21 protein-coding genes and 1 tRNA gene are annotated in these 22,112 nt (G+C 63.6%); 20 read left to right on the top strand and 2 right to left on the bottom strand.

Annotated features, from left to right (window positions below):
* The first annotated feature begins 3 nt into the window (after positions 1-3).
* The 5 genes from GN300_RS13535 (at position 4) to GN300_RS13555 (ending at position 6,160) form a co-directional block, all read left to right on the top strand.
* A complete protein-coding gene (locus GN300_RS13535; protein ID WP_007732431.1) occupies positions 4-1,620 on the top strand; it encodes an ABC transporter substrate-binding protein in 1,617 nt (538 codons plus the stop codon).
* 125 nt (positions 1,621-1,745) lie between these two features.
* Positions 1,746-2,672 (top strand): ABC transporter permease, encoded by a 927-nt coding sequence (locus GN300_RS13540; RefSeq protein ID WP_019746637.1) that lies wholly within the window; start codon positions 1,746-1,748, stop codon positions 2,670-2,672.
* The gene (locus GN300_RS13545) at positions 2,665-3,624 is read left to right on the top strand and encodes an ABC transporter permease (RefSeq protein ID WP_063315181.1); all 960 of its coding nucleotides are present in this window, start codon (positions 2,665-2,667) and stop codon (positions 3,622-3,624) included. The genes GN300_RS13540 and GN300_RS13545 overlap by 8 nt, the downstream gene beginning before the upstream one ends.
* A gap of 5 nt (positions 3,625-3,629) precedes the next feature.
* Entirely contained in the window at positions 3,630-5,354 is a 1,725-nt protein-coding gene (locus GN300_RS13550) for an ABC transporter ATP-binding protein (RefSeq protein WP_087503825.1), read from the top strand.
* 56 nt (positions 5,355-5,410) lie between these two features.
* A complete protein-coding gene (locus GN300_RS13555) occupies positions 5,411-6,160 on the top strand; it encodes a hypothetical protein (protein ID WP_020905979.1) in 750 nt (249 codons plus the stop codon).
* A gap of 390 nt (positions 6,161-6,550) precedes the next feature.
* On the opposite strand, the gene GN300_RS13560 is transcribed toward GN300_RS13555, so the two are convergent.
* Positions 6,551-7,369 carry an HAD-IB family hydrolase gene (locus GN300_RS13560; protein ID WP_003946123.1) on the bottom strand — a complete coding sequence of 273 codons (819 nt, stop codon included), beginning with the start codon at positions 7,367-7,369 and terminating at the stop codon, positions 6,551-6,553.
* Positions 7,370-7,681: 312 nt separating this feature from the next.
* Here GN300_RS13560 and ssd point away from each other — a divergent pair, with 312 nt between their 5' ends.
* The 7 genes from ssd (at position 7,682) to GN300_RS13595 (ending at position 12,295) form a co-directional block, all read left to right on the top strand.
* Entirely contained in the window at positions 7,682-8,776 is a 1,095-nt protein-coding gene (gene ssd / locus GN300_RS13565; RefSeq protein WP_003946126.1) for a septum site-determining protein Ssd, read from the top strand.
* Positions 8,773-9,954, top strand: a complete 1,182-nt coding sequence (locus tag GN300_RS13570; RefSeq protein ID WP_063315180.1) for a TadA family conjugal transfer-associated ATPase — start codon at positions 8,773-8,775, stop codon at positions 9,952-9,954. The genes ssd and GN300_RS13570 overlap by 4 nt, the downstream gene beginning before the upstream one ends.
* Complete coding sequence (locus GN300_RS13575; protein WP_042446714.1) at positions 9,951-10,739, top strand: type II secretion system F family protein; 789 nt, start codon at positions 9,951-9,953, stop codon at positions 10,737-10,739. The genes GN300_RS13570 and GN300_RS13575 overlap by 4 nt, the downstream gene beginning before the upstream one ends.
* Positions 10,736-11,320, top strand: a complete 585-nt coding sequence (locus GN300_RS13580; protein ID WP_007732447.1) for a type II secretion system F family protein — start codon at positions 10,736-10,738, stop codon at positions 11,318-11,320. Before GN300_RS13575 ends, GN300_RS13580 begins: the two co-directional genes overlap by 4 nt.
* Before the next feature lie 65 nt (positions 11,321-11,385).
* Positions 11,386-11,589, top strand: coding sequence for a DUF4244 domain-containing protein (locus GN300_RS13585; RefSeq protein ID WP_007732448.1), 204 nt, complete (start codon positions 11,386-11,388; stop codon positions 11,587-11,589).
* Complete coding sequence (locus GN300_RS13590; RefSeq protein ID WP_063315179.1) at positions 11,589-11,948, top strand: TadE family type IV pilus minor pilin; 360 nt, start codon at positions 11,589-11,591, stop codon at positions 11,946-11,948. Before GN300_RS13585 ends, GN300_RS13590 begins: the two co-directional genes overlap by 1 nt.
* Positions 11,945-12,295: an Rv3654c family TadE-like protein gene (locus GN300_RS13595; protein ID WP_003946120.1), complete on the top strand. Its 351-nt coding sequence runs from the start codon at positions 11,945-11,947 to the stop codon at positions 12,293-12,295. Before GN300_RS13590 ends, GN300_RS13595 begins: the two co-directional genes overlap by 4 nt.
* On the opposite strand, the gene GN300_RS13600 is transcribed toward GN300_RS13595, so the two are convergent.
* Positions 12,288-14,576, bottom strand: a complete 2,289-nt coding sequence (locus tag GN300_RS13600) for a DEAD/DEAH box helicase (RefSeq protein ID WP_003946107.1) — start codon at positions 14,574-14,576, stop codon at positions 12,288-12,290. The two genes, GN300_RS13595 and GN300_RS13600, sit on opposite strands and share 8 nt — an antisense overlap.
* A 456-nt stretch (positions 14,577-15,032) precedes the next feature.
* On the opposite strand from GN300_RS13600, the gene GN300_RS13605 reads away from it, so the two are divergent.
* The 8 genes from GN300_RS13605 to GN300_RS13640 all read left to right on the top strand — a co-directional run bounded on the left by GN300_RS13605 (position 15,033) and on the right by GN300_RS13640 (position 21,972).
* Positions 15,033-15,236 (top strand): cold-shock protein, encoded by a 204-nt coding sequence (locus GN300_RS13605; protein WP_003946117.1) that lies wholly within the window; start codon positions 15,033-15,035, stop codon positions 15,234-15,236.
* Positions 15,237-15,421: 185 nt separating this feature from the next.
* A complete protein-coding gene (locus GN300_RS13610) occupies positions 15,422-16,006 on the top strand; it encodes a hypothetical protein (RefSeq protein WP_003946106.1) in 585 nt (194 codons plus the stop codon).
* Positions 16,007-16,175: 169 nt separating this feature from the next.
* Complete coding sequence (gene topA / locus GN300_RS13615; protein WP_063315178.1) at positions 16,176-19,112, top strand: type I DNA topoisomerase; 2,937 nt, start codon at positions 16,176-16,178, stop codon at positions 19,110-19,112.
* Positions 19,113-19,145: 33 nt separating this feature from the next.
* Positions 19,146-20,375: a DNA polymerase III subunit delta' gene (locus GN300_RS13620; RefSeq protein WP_019746652.1), complete on the top strand. Its 1,230-nt coding sequence runs from the start codon at positions 19,146-19,148 to the stop codon at positions 20,373-20,375.
* 30 nt (positions 20,376-20,405) lie between these two features.
* A tRNA-Thr gene (locus GN300_RS13625) sits at positions 20,406-20,478 on the top strand.
* A gap of 121 nt (positions 20,479-20,599) precedes the next feature.
* Positions 20,600-21,169, top strand: a complete 570-nt coding sequence (locus GN300_RS13630; RefSeq protein WP_047270004.1) for an RDD family protein — start codon at positions 20,600-20,602, stop codon at positions 21,167-21,169.
* A 30-nt stretch (positions 21,170-21,199) separates the two neighbouring features.
* Positions 21,200-21,622: a DUF2752 domain-containing protein gene (locus tag GN300_RS13635; protein WP_007732476.1), complete on the top strand. Its 423-nt coding sequence runs from the start codon at positions 21,200-21,202 to the stop codon at positions 21,620-21,622.
* 152 nt (positions 21,623-21,774) lie between these two features.
* Positions 21,775-21,972, top strand: coding sequence for a hypothetical protein (locus tag GN300_RS13640; RefSeq protein ID WP_054186589.1), 198 nt, complete (start codon positions 21,775-21,777; stop codon positions 21,970-21,972).
* Positions 21,973-22,112: the final 140 nt, after the last annotated feature.

Genomic DNA, 22,112 nt, shown 5'->3' on the forward strand with positions numbered 1-22,112 from the left:
CCTTTGCGTATCTCACGCATAGCGACGGGCGCGGTCGCGCTCGGAATGACGGCAGTGCTGATCACGGCATGTTCGTCCGGCGATTCGTCGGGCGGATCGTCCAGTGGCGTCGTCAACGCCTGGGCGGGCGAGCCTCAGAACCCGTTGATCCCCACGAACACGAGTGAGAACATGGGCGGCCGCGTCCTCGACTCGCTGTTCTCCGGTCTCGTTTCGTACACCGCAGACGGCGGTACGGAGAACGAGGTTGCCGAGTCCATCGAGAGCACCGACGGTCAGAACTTCACCGTCAAGCTCAAGGACGGTTGGACCTTCACGGACGGCACCCCCGTCACCGCGAAGTCGTTCGTCGACGCGTGGAACTACGGCGCCCTCTCCACCAACGCTCAGCTTCAGGCATCGTTCTTCGATCCGATCAAGGGCTACGACGAAGTTGCCGCCGAGGTTCCGACGGCACAGACCATGTCGGGTCTGAAGGTTGTGGACGACTCCACCTTCACCATCGAACTCAAGCAGCCCGAGTCGGCGTTCCCCGATCGCCTCGGCTTCACGGCGTACTACCCGCTGCCCGAGGTCGCGTTCAAGGACATGACCGCCTTCGGTGAGAACCCGATCGGCAACGGCCCGTACAAGCTCGACGGAACCGGCGCGTGGCAGCACAACGTCCGCATCGACACCGTCGTGAACCCGGACTACAACGGCAACCGTAAGCCGAAGAACGCCGGCGTCGACTTCATCATGTACAACAGCCTCGACACGGCGTACACCGATCTCCTGGCCAACAACGTCGACGTTCTCGACCAGGTTCCGCCGAGCGCCGTCACGACCTTCGAGTCGGACCTGCCCGGACGCACCGTCAACCAGCCGTCGGCAACCATCGAGACGTTCACGATCCCGGGTCGCCTGCCGCACTTCAGCGGCGAAGAGGGCATGCTCCGCCGTCAGGCGATCTCGATGGCGATCAACCGCGATCAGATCACCCAGCAGATCTTCAACAAGACCAGGACGCCTGCACTCGACTTCACCAGCCCCGCAATCAAGGGCTGGAACGACTCGCTGACCGGTAACAGCAACGTGAAGTTCGATCCCGAGGCGGCCAAGGCTGCTTGGGCCAAGGCCGACGCCATCGCACCGTGGTCCGGCAGCTTCGAGATCGCCTACAACTCCGACGGCGGACACCAGGAATGGGTCGATGCCACGGCGAACAGCATCCGCAACACCCTCGGTATCGACGCAAAGGGCAAGCAGTACGCCACCTTCGCTCAGATCCGCACCGAAGCCACCGACCGCACCATCCAGAGCTCTTTCCGCTCCGGTTGGCAGGGCGACTACCCGCAGCAGTACGGCTTCCTGGCGCAGAACTACCAGACCGGCGGCAGCTCCAACGACGGTGAGTACTCCAACCCCGAGTTCGACCGCCTCCTGCGCGAATCGGCCGGCCAGACCGATCAGGCGAAGGCTCAGGAACTGCTCGATCAGGCCCAGGAAGTCCTGCTCAAGGACCTGCCCGCAGTTCCGACGTGGTACCGCAACGCTGCCAGTGGATGGTCGGAGAACGTTTCCAACGTGACCATCAGCTGGAACGGTGTTCCGGTCTACGAAGACATCGAAAAGAACTGACGCGTAGAACGATCCGCATCTGAAACGTGAGTTCGGGGCGGCAGGCGCCCTGCCTGCCGTCCCGAACTCGTGTTCACACCGGACTGTCCGCTGACGTACACGATCATCGACAAGGAGGTGATCCGATGCTCTGGTACATCGGTCGCCGAGTGCTTCAAATGATCCCGGTTTTTCTCGGGGCCACTCTTCTGATCTACGCCATGGTCTTCCTGCTTCCCGGTGATCCGATTGCCGCGTTGGCGGGCGACAAGGCGCTCAGTCCGGCTGTGGCAGCACAGCTTCGGGAGCGCTACCACCTCGATCTCCCCTTCTATCAGCAGTACCTGCTGTACCTGAAGGGCATCTTCACGCTGGACTTCGGCACGTCGTTCTCCGGACGACCTGTCAGTGAAGTTCTGGCACAGGCATTTCCGATCACGATGAAACTTGCCTTCATGGCACTGATCGTCGAGACCGTCTTCGGTGTCGGCTTCGGCCTCATCGCCGGCCTGCGTAAGGGCGGATTCTTCGACAGCACCGTCCTGCTGTTCAGCCTCGTTCTCATCGCCATCCCGATCTTCGTGATCGGCTTCCTGGCTCAGTTCTTCATCGGCGTCAAATGGGGCATCGTCCCGCCGACGGTCGGTGGCAACACCAGCTTCACCAATCTCCTGCTCCCTGCCCTGGTTCTGGGTTCGGTCTCGTTTGCGTACGTACTGCGACTGACCCGAACGTCCGTGGCGGAGAATCTGACTGCCGATTACGTCCGCACCGCTACCGCCAAGGGACTTTCCCGTGGACGAGTGGTTCGCGTGCACGTGTTGCGCAACTCGCTGATCCCCGTGGTCACGTTCCTGGGTGCCGACCTCGCAACGTTGATGGGCGGCGCCATCGTCACCGAGGGCATCTTCAACATCAACGGCGTCGGCGGCACGATCTACCAGGCCGTGACCAGAGGTGAAGCGCCGACGGTGGTTTCGTTCGTCACCATCCTGATCGTGATCTACCTGATCGCGAATCTGCTCGTCGACCTCTTGTACGCCGCGCTCGATCCGAGGATCCGCTATGTCTGAGACCGTGAAGACCGGACGCGCAGTCCGGCAAAGTCATTTCGTGGCACCGCCCGAAGTTGCGGCACCGGGGGGGGAGACGGACGCCGTCAAACTCGATCAGGCGCCGACCAGCATGTGGACCGATGCGTGGCGCGACCTACGCAAGCGCCCCCTGTTCATCATCTCGACGATCATCATCCTCGCGGTCATCGTCATCGCAGCGTTTCCGAGCTTGTTCACGAGCACCGATCCGCGGTTCTGCGACCTGACCTACAGCATGCAGGGGCCGACCTCAGGGCACTGGTTCGGTTTCGACCGCCAGGGCTGTGACGTGTACTCGCGCACCATCTACGGTGCTCGCGCATCCGTACTCGTGGGCGTCGGCGTCACGGCGTCGGTGCTGGTGATCGGCGTGATCTTCGGTGCGCTGTCCGGTTTCTACGGCGGATGGACCGATTCGATCCTCTCCCGTGTCGCCGACATCTTCTTCGGCATCCCGCTGATCCTGGCTGCCATCGTCCTGATGCAGCTGTTCACCGATCGCACCATCTGGACCGTCGTCGGCGTGCTGGCGCTCTTCGGCTGGCCGCAGATGGCAAGAATCGCTCGAGGCGCGGTGATCTCGGCGAAGAACAACGATTACGTCATGGCCTCGGAAGCGTTGGGTGTCTCGAAGCTCAAGACACTGATCCGCCACGTCATCCCGAACTCGTTGGCGCCCATCATCGTGGTCGCCACCATCTCGCTCGGTACGTACATCGTTGCCGAGGCGACGCTGTCCTTCCTCGGTATCGGTCTTCCGTCCACCGAGGTTTCGTGGGGCGGCGACATCAGCAACGCTCAGGTGACGCTGCGTCAGGGTTCGACCATTCTGTTCTACCCGGCAACGGCTTTGGCGATCACCGTTCTCGGATTCATCATGATGGGTGACGCTCTGCGCGACGCCCTCGATCCCAAGTCGCGGAAGCGGTGAGCACGATGACCACCAAGGAAACTCTCACCTCGGAGGAAACTCCGTTGCTCGAGATTCGTGATCTCGAGGTGTCTTTCCAGTCCAATTCCGGTCCGGTTCCGGCAGTTCGAGGCGTCAGCCTGACCGTCTACCCGGGTCAGACGGTCGCGATCGTCGGCGAATCGGGTTCGGGTAAGTCCACCACCGCCCACTCGATCATCAATCTGCTTCCCGGCACCGGCAAGGTGACGGCAGGCGAGATCATCTTCGACGGCAAGGACATCTCGAAGGTCTCGGAGAAGGACTTCGTCCACATCCGGGGAAGCCAGATCGGTTTGGTTCCGCAGGACCCGATGTCGAATCTGAATCCCGTGTGGAAAGTGGGCTTCCAGATCGAGGAAGCACTGGCCGCCAACGGGATCGCCAAGGGCAAGGCAGCCAAGGTTCGGGCCGCCGAACTGCTCGAGGAGGCAGGACTCGCCGAAGCCGAGAGCCGGTTGGGGCAGTACCCGCACGAGTTCTCGGGCGGTATGCGTCAGCGCGCACTCATCGCGATCGGGTTGTCCGCTCGTCCGAAACTCCTGATCGCGGACGAGCCGACGTCGGCGCTCGACGTCACCGTCCAGCGTCAGATCCTCGACCACCTCGACGGTCTGACTACGGAACTCGGCACCGCCGTTCTGCTCATCACTCACGATCTTGGCCTGGCCGCCGAGCGCGCCGAGCATCTGATCGTGATGAGCAAGGGTCGTATCGTCGAATCCGGTCCGGCACTGGAGATTCTGAAGCGCCCGCAGCATCCGTACACGCAGAAGCTGGTCGCGGCTGCGCCGTCGTTGGCGTCGAAGCGGCTCAGCTCGTCGGTGGCGCGCGCCGAGATTCGCGAACAGGCGGAAGAGGTCGCCGAAGCGGTCAAGGCCGAGGAAAGTGCGGCAGAGTCGTTCGGCAAGGTGACCGACGACGTTCTTGTCGTCGATCATCTGACCAAGGTGTTCAAGCTGCGCAAGGGTTTCCGCAAGACCACCGACTTCACAGCCGTGAACGACGTGTCCTTCAAGGTCCGCCGCGGAACCACGACGGCGATCGTCGGCGAATCGGGTTCCGGTAAGTCAACGGTCGCACAGATGGTCCTCGGTCTGCTCGAGCCCACTGCAGGCAACGTGGTCTTCGACGGTCAGGACGTGTCGAAGCTCGGTGCGAAGGAAACATTTGCGTTCCGTCGACGAGTGCAGCCGATCTTCCAGAACCCCTACGGCACACTCGACCCGATGTACTCGATCTACCGCACGATCGAGGAGCCGCTGCGTACCCACAAGGTCGGGACCAAAGCCGAGCGTGAGGCTCGCGTCCGCGAACTTCTCGACAAGGTGGGTCTACCGCAGTCGGTCATGCGTCGGTTCCCGAACGAACTCTCCGGTGGACAACGTCAGCGCGTCGCCATCGCGCGAGCACTGGCCTTGCAACCGGAGGTCGTGATCTGCGACGAGGCGGTCTCCGCTCTCGACGTGCTCGTGCAGGATCAGATCTTGACCCTGCTCAACGACCTGCAGGCAGAGTTCGGGTTGACGTACCTCTTCATCACGCACGACCTGGCCGTGGTTCGTCAGATCGCGGACAACGTGTTGGTGATGTCGCGTGGCTCGATCGTCGAATCGGCACCGATCGACGACGTGTTCGGTAATCCGCAACAGGACTACACCCGCAAGTTGCTCGACGCGATTCCCGGTGGGTCCATCAAGCTGGGAAGCTGACGCAACAGGTAGGTAGGCAAGTCCGCAGAGGGGCTGCAAGGGTACCGTCGTTGATCGTGACGGACCCCTTGCAGCCCCTCGTCGATCTTCCAGGCGTACGCGCCGCCGCCGACCATGCGCGCGACGCTCTGGGTGAGGTTCATCGGCACAAGACCAACCGTCGCGGTTGGCCCACGACTGCCGCCGAAGCCGCGGTTCGCGCTGCGCGAGCCTCCGCATCGCTCGCCGGAGGCACCACCGAATTGCCGGCCGAGGGCATGGCCGGTGACCCGATTCTCGCGGGTGCTCTGCGCGTGGCTCAGGCTCTCGACGGCGACAGCCTTCCGCTCATGGAGTCGACGTGGAAGCGAGCCCCACTTCAGGCTTTGGCCCGGCTGCACCTGTTGGCCGCGGCGGATCTCGTCGAGGACGCAGATCAACTGGGGCGGCCACGGTCGGATCGCGGAGTGGGGGAGCGGTTGGACGCTCTCGCCCAACTCGTTACTGGCGGAACCAGTGCACCGGCACCTGTTCTGGCAGCCGTCGTACACGGAGAACTCTTGGCGCTGAGCCCGTTCGGCACCGCTGACGGCATCGTCGCCCGCGCGGCCTCGCGTCTGGTTGCGGTCTCGTCGGGGCTGGATCCGCACAATCTCGGGGTCCCCGAGGTCAGTTGGCTTCGGCGGCCACAGGCGTACACGGACGGCGCGGCAGGATTCGCTTCGGGAAATCCGGCGGGCGTCGGCAGCTGGGTGATTCTGTGCTGTGGTGCTCTCGAAGCCGGTGCGCGAGAGGCGACTTCGATTGCCGACGCCGCTACCGGATAGTCCGGCAAATTGCCCCTGCCGGACATAACGAACGGGCGGCGCTGCCGATAAATCGACTTCGCCGCCCGTCAGCACGGACTACTCGTTACCAAGCGTGCTCGGTGGGTTGTGTGGGTGGCCTCGGCGAGGGATCGCACTTTCTGAGGTCGTCCCCGCAACCTGTGCGGGGTCCTCGCTCAAATTGAACGAATCTCGCAGGCCCACAACGCTTCTGCCCTTATAGTGGCTTGTGCTCCGCGTGGGTGCCCTAGTGCCCGTGCTAGGAATTTCGGTTGGGGAAACGGTCCTTCTCTTCCGAGCCGTTCCTGGCCTTCCGTTCTTCCGTAACTCCTTTGTACCCTGTGTCCGGGCTCACAGCAAGTACCAATTTTTGTTTGTGGGCCTTGGATTTCAGCGTTTCCGGCGCAGTAGCCCGAAGGTCATGGCGCCGGCCACCAGAGCTGCGATTCCCACCGCAGCGGTAGTGGCCACCGTGGTCGTGGACTGGGCCGACAATCGGGCACGAAGTGAGACCGGATTCGAGAAAGTCAGTATGGGCCAACCGTTTACGGCCGCTTCCTTGCGCAACGCTCGATCGGGGTTGACTGCGGTCGGATGTCCGACAGCCTCGAGCATGGGTAAATCCGTCACCGAGTCGGAGTAGGCGTAACTGGCGGCGAGGTCGTAACCGTACTCCGCGGCGAGTTTTTCCATGGCTTCGACCTTGCCGGGGCCGTAGCAGTAGAAGTCCACCTCGCCGGTGTAGTGGCCGTCTTCCTCCCTCATCGACGTCGCGACGGAATGGGTGGCGCCGAGGGCGCGGGCGATCGGTGCGACGATCTCTTCACCCGAAGCAGACACGACGATGACGTCGTGTCCACGCAGCTTGTGATCTGCGATCAGATCGGCCGCCTCGGCGAAGACGAGTGGATCGACGATGTCGTGCAGAGTCTCCGCGACGACGGCCTTCACCTGTTCCACGTCCCAGCCCGCACACATCGCCGTCAGATGCTCGCGCATGCGCTCCATCTGATCGTGATCGGCGCCGGACAGTAGAAACAGGAATTGCGCATAGCTGCTCTTGAGAACCGAGCGTCGATTGATCAGACCCTGTGCGAAGAATGGCTTGCTGAACGCCAGGGTGCTCGACTTCGCGATGATCGTTTTGTCCAAATCGAAGAAAGCGGCTGTCCGCCCGGTATTCAGTCCGTTCGCAGGCTTGTCGGTCACAGGATTGAGGATAGTCCGACAGGCGGTTCGTGTGCTCTTCGGCAAGCGTCCTCTTTCGGCGAAAAACAGCAGTTCAGTGCAGCTCAGGCTTGCATTTCTCGCCGATGGCGGGTGTAAGATCGTTGCTGTTCGATTCGTTCGAACTAGTTCAGCCCGACCCCCCGGGGCTGAACTCAGACGGCCCCCGCCTCCTCCCCCCATTGGCGGGGGTCGTCCTCTGTCTCAGGCCTGTTTCTCCCCAACCTCCCAGTTGTCCACAGGGTTGTTCGGCCCACTGTTTTCGGTGCCGGTGCTCGTTCAGGCTCTGCAGTCATGAACACGACGATCAGCTCTCAGGAAACCGGGGCTCCCATTCTGGTTCTCGTCGACGACGCGAAAATCCTCGCGAGCGTGCGACGCGTCGCTGCCGCGGTGGACCGCCGGCTGGACGAGGCCGAACATCCCGTGTCCCGGCAACAGTGGAACCGGGCCTCGGCGGTGGTACTGGACGCGTCGGCGGCGCGAGATGCTCTGGCTCGTTCCCCCAAGCGAACGCGAGTGTTCCTCGTATGCGACGGCACACCGACCGTCGACGATTGGAAGAGCGCCACCGCGATCGGAGCCGACAGCGTTCTGTCCTTGCCCGAGGAAGAGAACGCGCTGGTCGCAGTTCTGGCCGACCACGTCGACGTCAGTGGTGACGGCACCGTCGTGAGCGTGGTGGGTGGTTGTGGCGGCGGCGGAGCCTCGGCAACTGCTGCGGCAGTCGCGTTGACGTCGGCGGCACGTCACGTCCCGACGCTGTTGGTGGACGTCGACGCACTCGGTTCCGGCGCCGACGTGCTGTTAGGTATCGAGACTGCTCCCGGATTACGTTGGGGTGCACTGACCGTCGAGGGCGGGCGGTTGTCCCCGGATGCGCTGCGCGATGCACTGCCGGCGAAGGGAAAGTTTCTGAGGGTTCTGGCGAGCAGTCGCCGGGAGATCGACGGTCCGACAGTGACCGCCGTTCGCGCCGTGCTTGACGCAGGTCGCAGTTCCGGCGGGCTCGTGGTCTGCGACGTGCCACGGCATCCCAGCGAGGTAGGTCAGGCCGTGTTGGAGATGTCGGATTCGGTGCTCGTGGTGGTTCCGGCCACCGTGGCCGCATGCGTCGCGGCCGAGAAGGTCGGAGCCTGGGTGGTGCGACACAACTCCAACGTCGGTCTCGTCGTGCGTGGGCCGGCACCGGGAGGCCTACGCGGCGCCGATGTGGCAGACATGCTCGGCCTGCCCCTGACGGCCGTGATGCGCGGCCACCGATCGCTGGCGCCGATGCTCGAGCGTGGTGGCCTCGAATTGACCCGCGGTTGTCCGTTGAGTGTGGCGGCAACAGCGGTACTCGACGCCGTCGAATCCGGCGCACGCCCGCGCAGGGCTGCGGCATGAGTGCGTTGGTCACGGCCGAACTGCTCGACCGAGTTCGCGAGCGATTGACGGCGTCGTCGGTCGCCGAGCCGACGGCGGCCACCGTTGCCGATGCCGTGCGAGCCGAGTCCTCCGGCGTTCTGGCGGACACGGATCTGTTGGAGGTCGTCAGGGTGCTCCAGACGGAACTGACAGGCGCGGGGCCGCTCGAACCTCTACTGCACGAACCCGGGGTCGCCGACGTACTGGTGACCGCGCCGGATCAGGTCTGGGTGGACCGCGGGGTCGGCCTCGAAAGGTCGGGGGTCCGGTTCACCGACGAGGCAGCCGTGCGTCGACTGGCGCAGCGGTTGGCACTGTCGGCAGGTCGACGCCTCGACGACGCCCAACCGTGGGTCGACGGCCGCCTGCGGGGCGTCGGCGACGGGCACTTCGGGGTACGACTTCATGCCGTACTCGCACCCGTGGCCCAGGGTGGAACCTGCGTGTCACTGCGAGTGTTGCGGCCCGCGACCCAGGGTCTCGACGCCCTGTCCGCCCACGGCGCCGTGGAACCGGACGCGCGGGAGCTCCTCAATCGCATCATTTCTTGTCGCTTGGCTTTTCTGGTGATCGGCGGGACCGGTGCGGGAAAGACCACGTTGTTGTCCGCCATGCTCGGCGCGGTCGACCCGCGCGAGCGAATCGTCTGTGTCGAGGACGCGGCCGAACTGGCGCCGCCGCATCCACACGTCGTCCGCCTCGTCGCCAGAGCTCCCAACGTCGAGGGCGTCGGAGAGGTGACGGTGCGCGATCTGGTTCGGCAGGCACTACGAATGCGTCCCGATCGCATCGTCGTCGGTGAGGTCCGCGGCGCAGAGGTGACTGATCTGCTCACGGCGATGAACACCGGCCACGACGGCGGCGCCGGCACCGTTCACGCCAATTCGCCCGAAGAGGTGCCGGCCAGACTCGAGGCGTTGGCGGCGCTCGGCGGGATGGATCGCCACGCGTTGCACAGTCAACTTGCCGCGGCAGTTCAAGTGATCCTGCACGTGCACAGATTGGCTAACGGATCGAGGCGTCTCGAACAGATCGGTGTCATCGACCGCGGTGCGGACGGGTATGTACGAATCATGCAGGCGTGGCCGGACGGCGGTTCGGGTCGTGAGCGGCTCGAGCGGATGTTCCGGCTTCGCAATCGAGAGGTCGGGACGTGACGGTTTCCCTCTTGGCCTTCGCGTTGGCGGTCTCGATTGCGCCGGTGCGGGATTCACGTGCTCGGCTCGCCACGTACACCCCGAGCGTCCGCAAGTCCTCCCGGCAGATTCCGTGGCAGTTCGTCGCCGCATTTCTCGCGATTTCGGCCGCGTGGATCCTCGGAGGTCTTCCGGCAGGGTGTGCGGCTGTCGTCCTCGCCGGGACCCTGATCCTCCGTGGCCGACGCGCGAATGCAGCCGAAACCCGGGATCTCTCACAGAAGATGCTGCTCTCCGGTCTGGAGGTGCTGATCGCCGAGCTGAGCGTCGGCGCGCATCCTGCAGCGGCCAGTTCTGTTGCAGGCGAGGAATGTACCGGAGAAGTGAGTGCCGTATTCCGTTCCGCTGGGGCCAGGGCGCGTCTCGGTGGTTCTGCCGCAGCGGCCTTCGCGGTACCGGATTCGTGCATCGAGCGTGAGTTCTCCCGCATCGGATCCGTCTGGCGGGTCGCCGACCAACACGGGCTGGCACTGGCGGAACTACTCGGCGCCGTCCGGACGGACATGTTGGGACGTAGACGCTTTCGTCAGCGTACCGAGGCCGGGTTGGCGGGCGCTCGGGCGACCGCTGCGGTGTTGGCCTTTCTCCCGCTGTTGGGGATCGGTCTCGGGCAATTGATGGGTGCTTCGCCGCTGCGCGTGCTGTTCGGAGGTGGGCTCGGCGGCGTGCTCCTGGTGATCGGAACCGCTTGTGTCTCAGCTGGTCTGCTCTGGACCGACCGGATAACTGCGAAGGTCACGTCGTGAGTTGGGCATCCGTGGCGATGATGGCGTTGGCGTTCGCGATCATTCCCGCTCGTCGCGGTGCTTCGGCCAGGGCGGCAGAAATTCTCTTCGCGGACACAACAACAGAAGATTCGGTTCCAGTCCCGGACAAGCCGGATCCACTCGCAGTTGCCGCAAGTCTCGACCTTCTCGGGGCCTGCCTACGAGCGGGGCTTCCCGTCTCCGCCGCGATCACAGCGATGGCGTCGACGGCACCGAAACCGATGGCCGACTCGCTTCGTCGCGTCGCCGACCTTCTGGCGCTCGGTGCCGATCCCGACGCCGCGTGGAGCGAAGCCGCTCTCGATCCCGATACCGAGGCGCTCGCCAGAATGGCTCGGCGTTCCGCCCGTTCGGGTTCGTCGCTGTCCTCGTCCATGGCCGAACTCGCCGAGCGCAGTCGAGGTGACGCCGAGGATCTTGCTGCTGCCGCAGCCGAACGCGCGGGAGTGCTGATCAGCGGTCCACTCGGGCTGTGTTTCCTGCCGGCGTTCATCGCCTTGGGCATCGTCCCTGTGGTGATCGGGCTTGCCACGACTGTGCTCGGTAACGGCCTGCTGTGAGCCGGATCCGAGTGAAAGCTCCTGCGGCAGAAGTGCTGCCACAGGTTTCGATTGAAGGGGGAGAAATGATCTCGAAGACGCTCAGGACGGTGTCGGCCAGATTTGCGCTGTTGGTTGCCGAGGACGACGGCATGTCCACCGCGGAGTATGCGATCGGCACGATTGCGGCTGCCGCATTCGGTGCCGTCCTGTACACGGTTGTCACTGGCGACTCCATTGTCTCGGCGCTGACAGGCATCATCGACAAGGCGCTCAAGACAGCTGTGTGATGTTGTCCACGAGAGGTATTCGGCAAGCCGACGACGGCGCCGTGACGGTGGAGGCCGCGATTGCTCTGGCTTCGATCGTCACGGTGGTCGTGCTGTGTGTCGGTGGAGTCCTGGCGGTGTCGATGCAGGTTCGGTGTGTCGACGCCGCTCGTGAGGCCGCGCGGTTGGTGGCACGTGGTGATCGTGAGTCTGCGGTCACCACGGCCCGCCTGATCGCACCCGAAGATGCGTCGATCTCGGTGGAGATCGTGGACGGCTTTGCGGTGGCCGTTGTCAGCGCCGAGAGTGCGTTGCTGCCGTTGGTCGACATTTCTTCCGAGGCGGTGGCAGCAGTGGAGTCGGGAGTGGAGGAGGGGTGAACCTACGTGACGACGAAGGTGTTGCCACGGTTCTGGCGTGCTGCGTTCTGGCGGCGATCGTGATGGTGACCGGCGGGATGCTGCATGTCGGTTCCGCAGTGGTGGCTCGGCACACGGCTCAGTCGGCCGCTGATCTTTCGGCTCTCGGCGGTGCGGGCGCCTTGGACGGCGGCGACGAGTCGGCGTGTGAGATGTCCGCGGTGATCGCGGAGCGGATGCGCACGGTGCTCGAGGAGTGCGACGTCCAGGGGTGGGATGTAGTCGTCGAGATACGCGCACCGGTGTTGTTGTCGGGCTTCGGGATCGGGGATGCGCAGGCTTACGCTCGTGCAGGTCCGGTCAGCTGATCGTGTCGATCACGGCGGTCAGAACCTTGACCGCGCCGTCTTTGTCGAGTGGGTCGTTTCCGTTGCCGCACTTGGGTGAATAGACGCAGGACGGGCAACCGTGAGCGCACTCGCAGGACAGTATGGCGTCGCGCGTCGCGGTGAGCCATCGGGACAGTTCGCTGTGCCCTCGGTCGGCGAACCCGGCGCCGCCGGCATGACCGTCGTAGACGAAGACGGTCGGGAGTCCGGTGTCCGCGTGCATCGCGGTGGACACTCCGCCGATGTCTCCGCGGTCGCAGATCGCCACCAGTGGCAGCAGGCCGATTGCGGCATGTTCGGCGGCATGCAGTGATCCGGGGAACCGTTCGGGCGGGACCCCGATGGATTCGAGGAGTTCCGGCGTGACCGTGTACATCACTGCCCTGGTGGGCAAAGTGTGTGCGGGCATGTCGAGTTCGATCGAGTCGAGGACTTCACCCGAAGTCAACCGTCGTAGGTACCCGACGACTTGATGTGTCACCTCGACCTGGACGAGAGCGACGGCGATGTCGCCGTAGTTCTTGTGCTCGAGTTGTTCGGTGATCGTGATTTCGGTGGTCTCGCGAGCCGAGGTGGTCCAGTCCGGATTCTCGGTGTGCACCAGTGCGAGTCCGACGTCGAGGTCCAGTTCGTCGACGACGTAGGTCTCGCCTTGATGGATGTGCACGGCGCCGGGATGAACTGTGGCCGGAGCGCGGCCCGCGTCGACAGTGCCCAGCATCCGGCCGGATTCACCGTCGACAATGGCCACCTGAGTTCCGATGCCGCCGCGAATGTCCAAAGAGCCGTGGGGGTTCGAATCGGCGGTGACGAACCATCCGTGCTTTCGGCGCCGGATCTTGCCTTCCTCGGACAGTCTCGTCAGAACCTCGAGAGCCCCGAACGCGTCCACCTCGGCATCGGAAAGTGGGAGTTCCATTGCAGCGCAGAGAAGTTGTGGTCCCAGGACGTACGGATTTCCGGGATCTGTCACCGTCGCCTCGACGGGTTTGTCGAGTACCGCTGACGGATGGTGAACGAGGTAGGTGTCGAGTGGATCGTCGCGGGCGATCAACACGACGAGTGAACCCTCACCGCGTCGCCCGGAGCGACCCGCTTGCTGCCAGAACGAGGCGACGGTGCCCGGGAAGCCTGCCACGACAACGGCGTCGAGGCCTGCGATGTCGACGCCGAGCTCCAGTGCGTTGGTGGTGGCTGCGCCCAGCAGTGTGCCGTCGGCGAGTGCAGCTTCCAGTTCGCGTCGGTCCTCGGCCAGATATCCGGCGCGATACGACGCGACTCGCTCGGCGAGGTCCGGGTCCACCTCGGCGAGTAGACGTTTGGTGGCCATCGCGGTCAGTTCGGCGCCGCGGCGGGAGCGGACGAAGGTGAGAGTGCGGGCGCCTTCGATCATGAGGTCGGCCATGATCCGCGCGGCTTCCGCGCCCGCGGGACGTCGTACCGGGCTACCGTTTTCGCCGGTCAATGCCTCCAGTAGCGGTGGTTCCCACAGGGCGACGGTGCGTGGGCCGTGCGGCGATCCGTCTTCCGTGACCTCGGTGCAGTGTGCGCCTATGAGCCGCGAGGCCGCCGCGCCGGGATCTGCTGTGGTCGCGCTGGCCAGGATGAAGGTGGGTTCGGCGCCGTAACGGGCTGCAATTCTGCGTAATCGCCGGATCACGAGCGCGACGTTGGATCCGAAGACTCCCCTGTAGGAGTGGCATTCGTCGATGATCACGTATTTCAGGTTGCGGAAGAAGTGTGCCCATCGCTGATGGGTTCTGAGCAGAGAAATGTGGATCATGTCGGGGTTGGTGAAGAGCCAGCGTGAGTTCTCACGTGCCCAAGTGCGGAGTTCCTGCGAGGTGTCGCCGTCGTACGCACTGGCGTTCGTGCTGCGAAGTTCAACGTCGAAGTCGGTGAGGGACAGCACTGCTCGCAGTTGATCCGAGCCCAGCGCTTTGGTGGGGGAGAGGTACAGGGCAGTTGCGAGCGGATCGGTCGCCATGGCCGTCAGCACCGGGAGTTGGTACGCCAGTGACTTACCCGACGCCGTACCGGTGGCCACGACCACGTGTTTTCCCGCGTAAGCGAGGTCGGCGGCCTCACTCTGGTGGATCCACGGGGACCGCACGCTGTGCTCGGCGAGCGCACGTACGACGCTGGGGTGCACCCACTCCGGCCATTCGGTGAACTCGGCTACGCGAGCAGGTAACTGCGCGGTGAACATCAGTGGTTTTTCGCTTCCACTGACCCCGGCGACGACCCGATCGAGCAGCATCTGCCCGTAGGTCTCGCCAGGCTTCCCTCCCGGGGCGGGAGTCGGGGAAGGTGCGTTCACGTGACTCTCCGGGCTCGGCGTTGGGGTGTGGCGGCAATCGGAAACTGTCGCTACCTGCAGTTTTGATGATACGCAACGGTCGGCGGTCTTGGTGGAACCGGGTGCTCGGCGCGCGCGCGGGAAACCACGATCGTGGGCTGTTTTTCTCGTAGCGAACTTTTAACGTTTTTAGTTCCCTTTTCGACTGTTGTGCACGCGGAGAACATGGTTGACTGACAATCGGTCGCAGCTTCTGTGTTCGTAGGCTTGAGAAAGTGCACGCTCGCAGGATCGTTGTTGCGGGCGCGGTGCTCTGCCTTTCCTGAGGGGGAAATAAAGACGTACAGCGGTCGGAACCGGCCCGGTGGACTGTAAGGGCTGTTCACCGAATCCGGTGTTAGAAAGAGAAGGAAAAGCATGGCACAGGGCACTGTGAAGTGGTTCAACGCTGAAAAGGGCTTCGGCTTCATCGCTCCCGAAGACGGTTCCGCAGACGTCTTCGTTCACTACTCCGAAATTCAGGGCAACGGCTTCCGTACCCTCGAGGAGAACCAGCGTGTGGAGTTCGAGGTCGGCCAGGGCACCAAGGGTCCCCAGGCTACCGGCGTTCGCGCGGTCTGATTTTTCCGCTCACTTGCTGAGCGAATAGTTCGGACAGTATTTGTCCCCCATCGCATCCGTGCGGTGGGGGACAAATCTTTTCGGGCTGAGTTAGTACTTTCCCTGTCCGAGGTGAATGCACGCAGCTGTTCGGCCACGGCCGGTCGTCTATGCCGTCGATACCTTCGTGGCTTACGTTTCACTCTGTGAGCCAACTGTCCTTTTTCTCTGCCGAGTCGATTCCACCTGCCGTGACGGACCTTGCCGGAATGCTGGCCGGACCGGGGCAGGTCGTGACCTCGGAGGATCGCGCGCGGATCTCGATCGTCGTGGATCGGGACTGGAGAGCGCAGGCCGTTGCCGAGTTGATCGCGCAGTGCGGACTCGGGGCCGAGGTGACGCGTAGCGAAGAAGGCAGCCCACTCGTCCGAACTCAGTCGACGCCCGCACTCCTTCCGCTGTCCGTGCAATGGACCAAGGGAGCAGTGAAGGCCGTGCCGGTCGGGTGGGTTCCTAATTCTCGCCAACTCCGAGTGTGGGCCGTCGCCGCCGGCCGCCTCGAAGAAGGCGGTGAACGATTCGTGTTCGGCCTCGACCCCCATGCGAAAGAGACACACGCACCGCTGGCTCAGGCCTTGATGAGGGTTGGTATCGCGCCGACTCAACTGGGTAACCGGACACCGGGTCCGGGGCTCCGTGTGTCGGGAAAGAAGAGACTGACAAAGCTCGTCGAATACCTCGGTGAGGCGCCGAAACACGTCGACACCTCTGTCGCCTGGCCACACGTCTGACAGTGCTCATGCCGCGTGTCCGACGGAGCCCATACTGTACTGATCTGCACGAATGTCTTGCGGGTATGTCACTCTGTAAAGAGAGACACGGGGTATAACTTGCTCCACACGTCTAGTTCTGAAGATCTGCCGACGGCAGTGAACGTCCAAAGGAAGGCTCGGGCAGCAGGTGGCTAAAGCGGACAACGGCAGCGGTCAGGGAGCGTCCGGTAACCCTCGTCGCCTCGTGATCGTCGAGTCACCGACCAAGGCGCGCAAAATCGCTCCCTACCTCGGTAAGGACTACGTCGTCGAGGCATCGGTCGGTCACATTCGCGACCTGCCACGAGGCGCAGCAGACGTTCCGGCCAAGTACAAGGGCGAGTCGTGGGCCCGTCTCGGCGTCAACGTCGATCACGACTTCGAGCCGCTCTATGTCGTGAGCCCGGAAAAGAAGGGCAAGGTCGCCGAACTCAAGTCTCTGTTGAAGGACGCCGACGAGCTCTTCCTCGCAACTGACCCCGACCGCGAGGGCGAGGCAATCGCCTGGCATCTCCTCGAGACTCTCAAGCCCAAGATTCCGGTTCGTCGAATGGTCTTCCACGAGATCACCGAGCCGGCAATCCGTGCTGCCGCCGAAGACACCCGCGAACTCGACACCGACCTCGTCGATGCTCAGGAAACCCGCCGCATCCTCGACCGTCTCTACGGTTACGAGGTCAGCCCGGTTCTCTGGAAGAAGGTCATGCCGAAGCTCTCGGCCGGCCGCGTCCAGTCGGTGGCCACTCGCGTCATCGTCCAGCGTGAACGCGAGCGCATGGCGTTCAAGTCGGCGTCGTACTGGGATATTTCCGCGACGCTCGACGCCGGTGCAGAGGCCAGCCCGCGTAGTTTCGGTGCTCGCCTGGTCTCCGTCGACGGTTCGCGTGTCGCCTCCGGCCGTGATTTCGGAGCTGACGGAAAGCTCAAGGGCAGCGCGGTCACTGTGCTCGACGAGGCGTACGCGCGTCGTCTCGCGGAAGCATTGCAGGGCGTCGACCTCACGGTTTCCTCCGCCGAGGACAAGCCGTACACCCGCAAGCCTTACCCGCCGTTCATGACGTCGACGCTCCAGCAGGAAGCCGGACGCAAACTTCGTTTCACGTCCGAGCGTGCAATGCGCATCGCACAGCGTCTGTACGAAAACGGCTACATCACCTACATGCGTACCGACTCGACGACTCTCTCGGAGTCGGCGATCGCTGCCGCTCGTGCGCAGGCCACCGAGTTGTACGGTCCGGAATACGTGCATCCGACGCCGCGTCAGTACACCCGCAAGGTCAAGAACGCGCAGGAAGCCCACGAGGCGATCCGCCCCGCCGGCGACGTGTTCCAGACCCCGGGTCAGCTGCACTCCAAGCTCGATTCCGACGAGTTCAAGCTGTACGAACTGATCTGGCAGCGGACCGTCGCTTCGCAGATGGCCGACGCCCGCGGTACGACGTTGACGCTTCGCATCTCCGGCACGGCAGGCACCGGCGAGGACTGCACGTTCTCCGCTTCGGGTCGCACCATCGTGTTCGCCGGCTTCCTCAAGGCTTACGTCGAGAGCGTCGACGAAGAGGCCGGCGGTCAGTCCGACGACGCCGAATCCAGGCTTCCGGTGCTGGTCAAGGGTCAGGAAGTCACGGCCACCAAGCTCGATCCGGACGGGCACAGCACCAACCCGCCCGCTCGCTACACAGAAGCCAGCCTGATCAAGACGCTCGAAGAACTCGGCATCGGCCGTCCTTCGACCTACTCGTCGATCATCAAGACCATCCTCGATCGCGGATACGTCTACAAACGTGGCAGCGCGCTGGTTCCGTCCTGGGTGGCGTTTGCCGTCATCGGACTGCTCGAGGTGCACTTCGGCCGGCTGGTCGACTTCGACTTCACGGCAGGAATGGAAGACGATCTCGACGCGATCGCCGGCGGCCGTGAGCAGCGCGGCAACTGGCTGAGCAGCTTCTACTTCGGCGGCGAGACAGGCGCCGAAGGTTCGGTCGCCCGCGAGGGCGGGCTGAAGAAGATGGTCGGAGTCAACCTGGAGGAGATCGACGCTCGCGAGGTCAACTCCATTCGTCTCTTCGACGACGCCGAGGGCCGCGAGGTTCATGTGCGCGTCGGCCGGTTCGGGCCGTATCTCGAGCGCATGGTTCAGAATCCGGACGATCCCGAAGGCGATCTGATCTCGCAGCGGGCAAATCTTCCCGATGACCTGCCACCGGACGAGCTCACTCCCGAGTACGCCGAGAAGTTGTTCTCGACACCTCAAGAGGGCCGCAAGCTGGGCGTCGACCCACTGACGGGCCACGAGATCGTCGCGAAGGAAGGCCGCTTCGGTCCCTACGTGACCGAGATCCTGCCCGAACCGCCGGCCGAGCCGGAACCGGACATCGTTCCCGTCACCGCTCCCGAGCCGGAAGAAATCAGTTCGGGCAGCACCAAGACTGCGGTGAAGAAGGCCGCTGCCAAGAAGGCGCCTGCGAAGAAGGCTGCCAAGAAGGTCGCGGGCCCGAAGCCTCGGACCGGATCGCTGCTCAAGTCCATGGATTTGGCGACGATCACCTTGGAAGATGCGCTGCGTCTGCTGTCGCTTCCGCGCGTCGTGGGTGTCGACCCCGAATCGAAGGAAGAGATCACCGCGCAGAACGGCCGTTACGGTCCGTACCTGAAGAAGGGCACGGACTCACGCTCGCTCGCCAACGAAGAGCAGATGTTCACCGTCACGCTCGACGAGGCGCTCAAGATCTACGCCGAGCCGAAGCGTCGTGGGCGTCAGGCGTCTGCAACGCCTCCGTTGCGTGAGTTGGGCGTCGATCCGGTCAGCGAGAAGCCGATGGTGATCAAGGACGGCCGTTTCGGTCCGTACGTCACCGACGGCGAGACCAACGCCAGCCTTCGCAAGGACGACGACGTCGAATCCATTTCCGATGCTCGTGCATCGGAGTTGCTGGCTGATCGTCGTGCGCGCGGCCCGGTCAAGAAGAAGGCAGTGGCCAAGAAGGCTCCGGCAAAGAAGGCCGCTGCCAAGAAAACAGCCGCAAAGAAGGCCCCGGCAAAGAAGGCCGCCGCCAAGAAGGCTCCGGCGAAGAAGGACTCGTAAGGCTTCGTCGGTGCCGACGGTTAGGGTTTTTGCATGAGTACTGAAGTGGCCGAACGAGGTGTGTTCGGTCGGCTGGTGGGTCAGCACGACGTCGAGCAGAGCCTGCGTGATGCTGCACTGTCGGCTCGTGGCGATTCCAGCGGCTCGGAGATGACCCACGCGTGGCTCTTCACCGGGCCACCCGGCTCAGGTCGTTCGGTGGCTGCTCTCTGCTTCGCCGCTGCCCTGCAGTGCACCTCCGACGGTGCACCAGGGTGCGGTGAGTGTCATGCGTGTACGACGACGATGGGTGGAACCCACGGTGACGTACGACGGATCATCCCCGACGGCCTGAGCATCAGCGTCAAAGGCATGCGCGAGATAGTCAACATCGCTTCGCGTCGACCGACGACGGGGCGGTGGCAGGTGATCGTGGTCGAGGATGCCGATCGTTTGACCGAAGGCGCAGCCAACGCCCTCCTGAAGGTTGTCGAGGAGCCGCCGGACCGCACGGTCATCCTGCTCTGCGCGCCGACGACCGATCCGGAAGACATGTCTGTCACCCTCCGATCGCGGTGTAGGCACATGCCGTTGGTGACGCCGTCCGTCGAATCGATCGCCCAGGTACTGATCGACCGCGACGGGCTGGATCCGGAACGGGCGAGAATCGCCGCATCGATCAGCGGCGGACATGTCGGCCGGGCTCGGCGTCTCGCCACCGACGAGAGCGCGCGCGACGAGCGTCAGCGTTCGCTTCGACTAGCCGCCGACGCGATCGGGGCTTCGACGGCGTACAAGGCCGCAGAGAACTTGGTGAAGTCGATCGAGGCTGACACCAAGGCGTTCTACGCCGAACTCAAGGAACAGGAGCTCGAGGAGCTCAAGGTTTCCTTGGGTGGTGGTGGAACCGGCAAGGGAACAGCCGGGACTCTGCGCGGATCGGCTGGTCTGATCAAGGACCTCGAAGCGCGTCAGAAATCGCGCGACACCCGGGCCCGCCGCGATCTTCTCGACCGGACGCTGATCGACCTGGCCGGCATGTACCGGGACGCGCTTTCCTATTCGCTGGGGTCGACGTCGACGGCGACCCATCCCGACATGGCTCGGCAGGCCGCCGAGTTGGCTGCACGAACGTCCCCGGAGGGGTTGCTCAAATGCATCGAAGCGGTGCTCGAATGCCGCGAGGCCGTCGACTTCAACGTCAAGTTGCAGTGGGCGCTCGATGCGATGGTTGCCTCCATCGGAGCCGCTTTCCGACCCCCGTTTTCGCGATCCGGGGGTTGACCAGATAGACTCGCCACCGCCGAAAGGCACGCTGCCTTAGCTCAGTCGGTAGAGCATTTCACTCGTAATGAAAAGGTCGAGAGTTCGATTCTCTCAGGCAGCTCAGCCAAGAGCCCCACACCCGGAAATCCGGATGTGGGGCTCTTGTCGTTAGTTCCCAATTCTTGCGTATGTGCGGTTTATCCTGAGTTCGGCGAACACGTGCCTGAACAGGGGAGACCTCGATGTCGGATCAGAACTGGGGACCAGGTCAACCATCGCAGAATCAGCCGCCGTACGGGCAGATGCCGCCGATGCCGCCGCAGGGTTATCAGCCGCCGACGCCCGCCTATCCGTACGCAAGCTGGATCTCGCGGGTGTTCGCGTCAATCCTCGACGGCTTTGTCGTTCCGCTCCCGGGCGTCATCCTCGCGATCATCGGGGCGGTGATCGCGTTCTCCGGATCCGAAGTGACCACATACGACGACGGCAGCGTGAGCGCTGAAGGCGGCAATCCGGTCGGCGTGATCGTCATGGTCGTCGGCATACTGGCGATCTTCTTGATCGAGGTATGGAACCTCGTCTTCAGACAAGGGAACACCGGACAGACACTCGGCAAGAAGTGGCTGGGAATTTCGGTGATTCGGGAGTCCGACGGTGTACCGCTCGGCCCGGTGATGGCGCTGCTTCGTTGGATCATGATGGCGATCCTGGGTGGGGCATGCTTCCTCAACTATCTCTGGCCGCTCTGGGACTCGAAGCACCAGTGCTGGCACGACATGGTGGTCCGGTCGGTAGTCGTTCGCGCCCGCTAGTCGCTGCCGGGGTCTCTTACAGTGGGTGCCATGGAGTTGGAAGCGGTCACAAGTCGACGACGCTCGCTGGCCGCACCCGTCGGTGTTGCTGCAGTGGCCGTGACGGCCGCCGCGGTACTCCACTTCCGTGATCCCCACAGCGCGGGTAGTTACGGCGTTTGTCCGATGTACGCGTTGACGGGATTGTGGTGCCCGGCGTGTGGTGGCCTTCGTGCGGTCAATGACCTGACTAATCTGGATATTGGCGCCGCAGTGTCCAGCAATGCCTTGATCGTGCCGTTTATCGCGGTGTTGGTGATCGCGTGGATCGGTTGGACAGTGCGCCGTTGGAAAGGCACGCGGGATCGCATGATCGTGCTTCGGCCGACTGTGACGATCGTGGTGCTCGGAGTTCTCGTTGCATTTACGGTTGTTCGAAACACCCCGTGGGGGAGCTGGCTCGCGCCGGCGTGACGGTAAGAGGTCGACATGGCACTGCAGGTTTTTTCGCTCATCGTTCTGCTCGGCGCGCTGATCATCTTGATTCCGACGGCACGACGTGTCTTCGGCAAGAAGGACGACGAGTAGGCCTCGACAACTGGGCCCGCGCGGCACATGCTGGCGGTATGGCTGATTCGTTGAAAGCCCGCGTCAAGGAAAAGTTGCTGAGGCAACTCGCCGAGGACGGTCGGCACCCGATTCAGGAAGCTGAGGGTGACGATCCGCGGTTGGTGTCGATCAACGACGATCTCGAAGCGTTGGAGCATGCCGAGGAAGGCGATCCGATCGTCGAAGAACTGGCCGAGAGGTACTGGGTTCCGTGAAGTTAACCGACCGCAGTGCTCTGACCTGGCGATTTGGTGTTGTGTTGATCTTCGCGTAACTTTGTCCAGGTCAGAGCGACACGGACACCGACTCCCACCTGCGAGGGTGAGTGACACGAGGTTGTACGAAGTGCCTGGCG

This window comes from Rhodococcus sp. Ni2 (assembly GCF_021352185.1).
Taxonomy (GTDB): domain Bacteria; phylum Actinomycetota; class Actinomycetes; order Mycobacteriales; family Mycobacteriaceae; genus Rhodococcus_F; species Rhodococcus_F qingshengii.

Excerpts from the sequence above, each read along its gene's own strand:
- GN300_RS13585 (WP_007732448.1), top strand. The coding sequence starts at position 11,386 with ATGATCTCGAAGACGCTCAGGACGGTGTCGGCCAGATTTGCGCTGTTG.
- GN300_RS13550 (WP_087503825.1), top strand. The coding sequence starts at position 3,630 with ATGACCACCAAGGAAACTCTCACCTCGGAGGAAACTCCGTTGCTCGAG.
- GN300_RS13635 (WP_007732476.1), top strand. The coding sequence starts at position 21,200 with ATGGAGTTGGAAGCGGTCACAAGTCGACGACGCTCGCTGGCCGCACCC.
- GN300_RS13540 (WP_019746637.1), top strand. The coding sequence starts at position 1,746 with ATGCTCTGGTACATCGGTCGCCGAGTGCTTCAAATGATCCCGGTTTTT.
- GN300_RS13570 (WP_063315180.1), top strand. The coding sequence starts at position 8,773 with ATGAGTGCGTTGGTCACGGCCGAACTGCTCGACCGAGTTCGCGAGCGA.
- GN300_RS13630 (WP_047270004.1), top strand. The coding sequence starts at position 20,600 with ATGTCGGATCAGAACTGGGGACCAGGTCAACCATCGCAGAATCAGCCG.
- GN300_RS13640 (WP_054186589.1), top strand. The coding sequence starts at position 21,775 with ATGGCTGATTCGTTGAAAGCCCGCGTCAAGGAAAAGTTGCTGAGGCAA.
- GN300_RS13605 (WP_003946117.1), top strand. The coding sequence starts at position 15,033 with ATGGCACAGGGCACTGTGAAGTGGTTCAACGCTGAAAAGGGCTTCGGC.
- GN300_RS13590 (WP_063315179.1), top strand. The coding sequence starts at position 11,589 with ATGTTGTCCACGAGAGGTATTCGGCAAGCCGACGACGGCGCCGTGACG.
- GN300_RS13620 (WP_019746652.1), top strand. The coding sequence starts at position 19,146 with ATGAGTACTGAAGTGGCCGAACGAGGTGTGTTCGGTCGGCTGGTGGGT.
- ssd (WP_003946126.1), top strand. The coding sequence starts at position 7,682 with ATGAACACGACGATCAGCTCTCAGGAAACCGGGGCTCCCATTCTGGTT.
- GN300_RS13600 (WP_003946107.1), bottom strand. The coding sequence starts at position 14,576 with ATGCTGCTCGATCGGGTCGTCGCCGGGGTCAGTGGAAGCGAAAAACCA.
- GN300_RS13545 (WP_063315181.1), top strand. The coding sequence starts at position 2,665 with ATGTCTGAGACCGTGAAGACCGGACGCGCAGTCCGGCAAAGTCATTTC.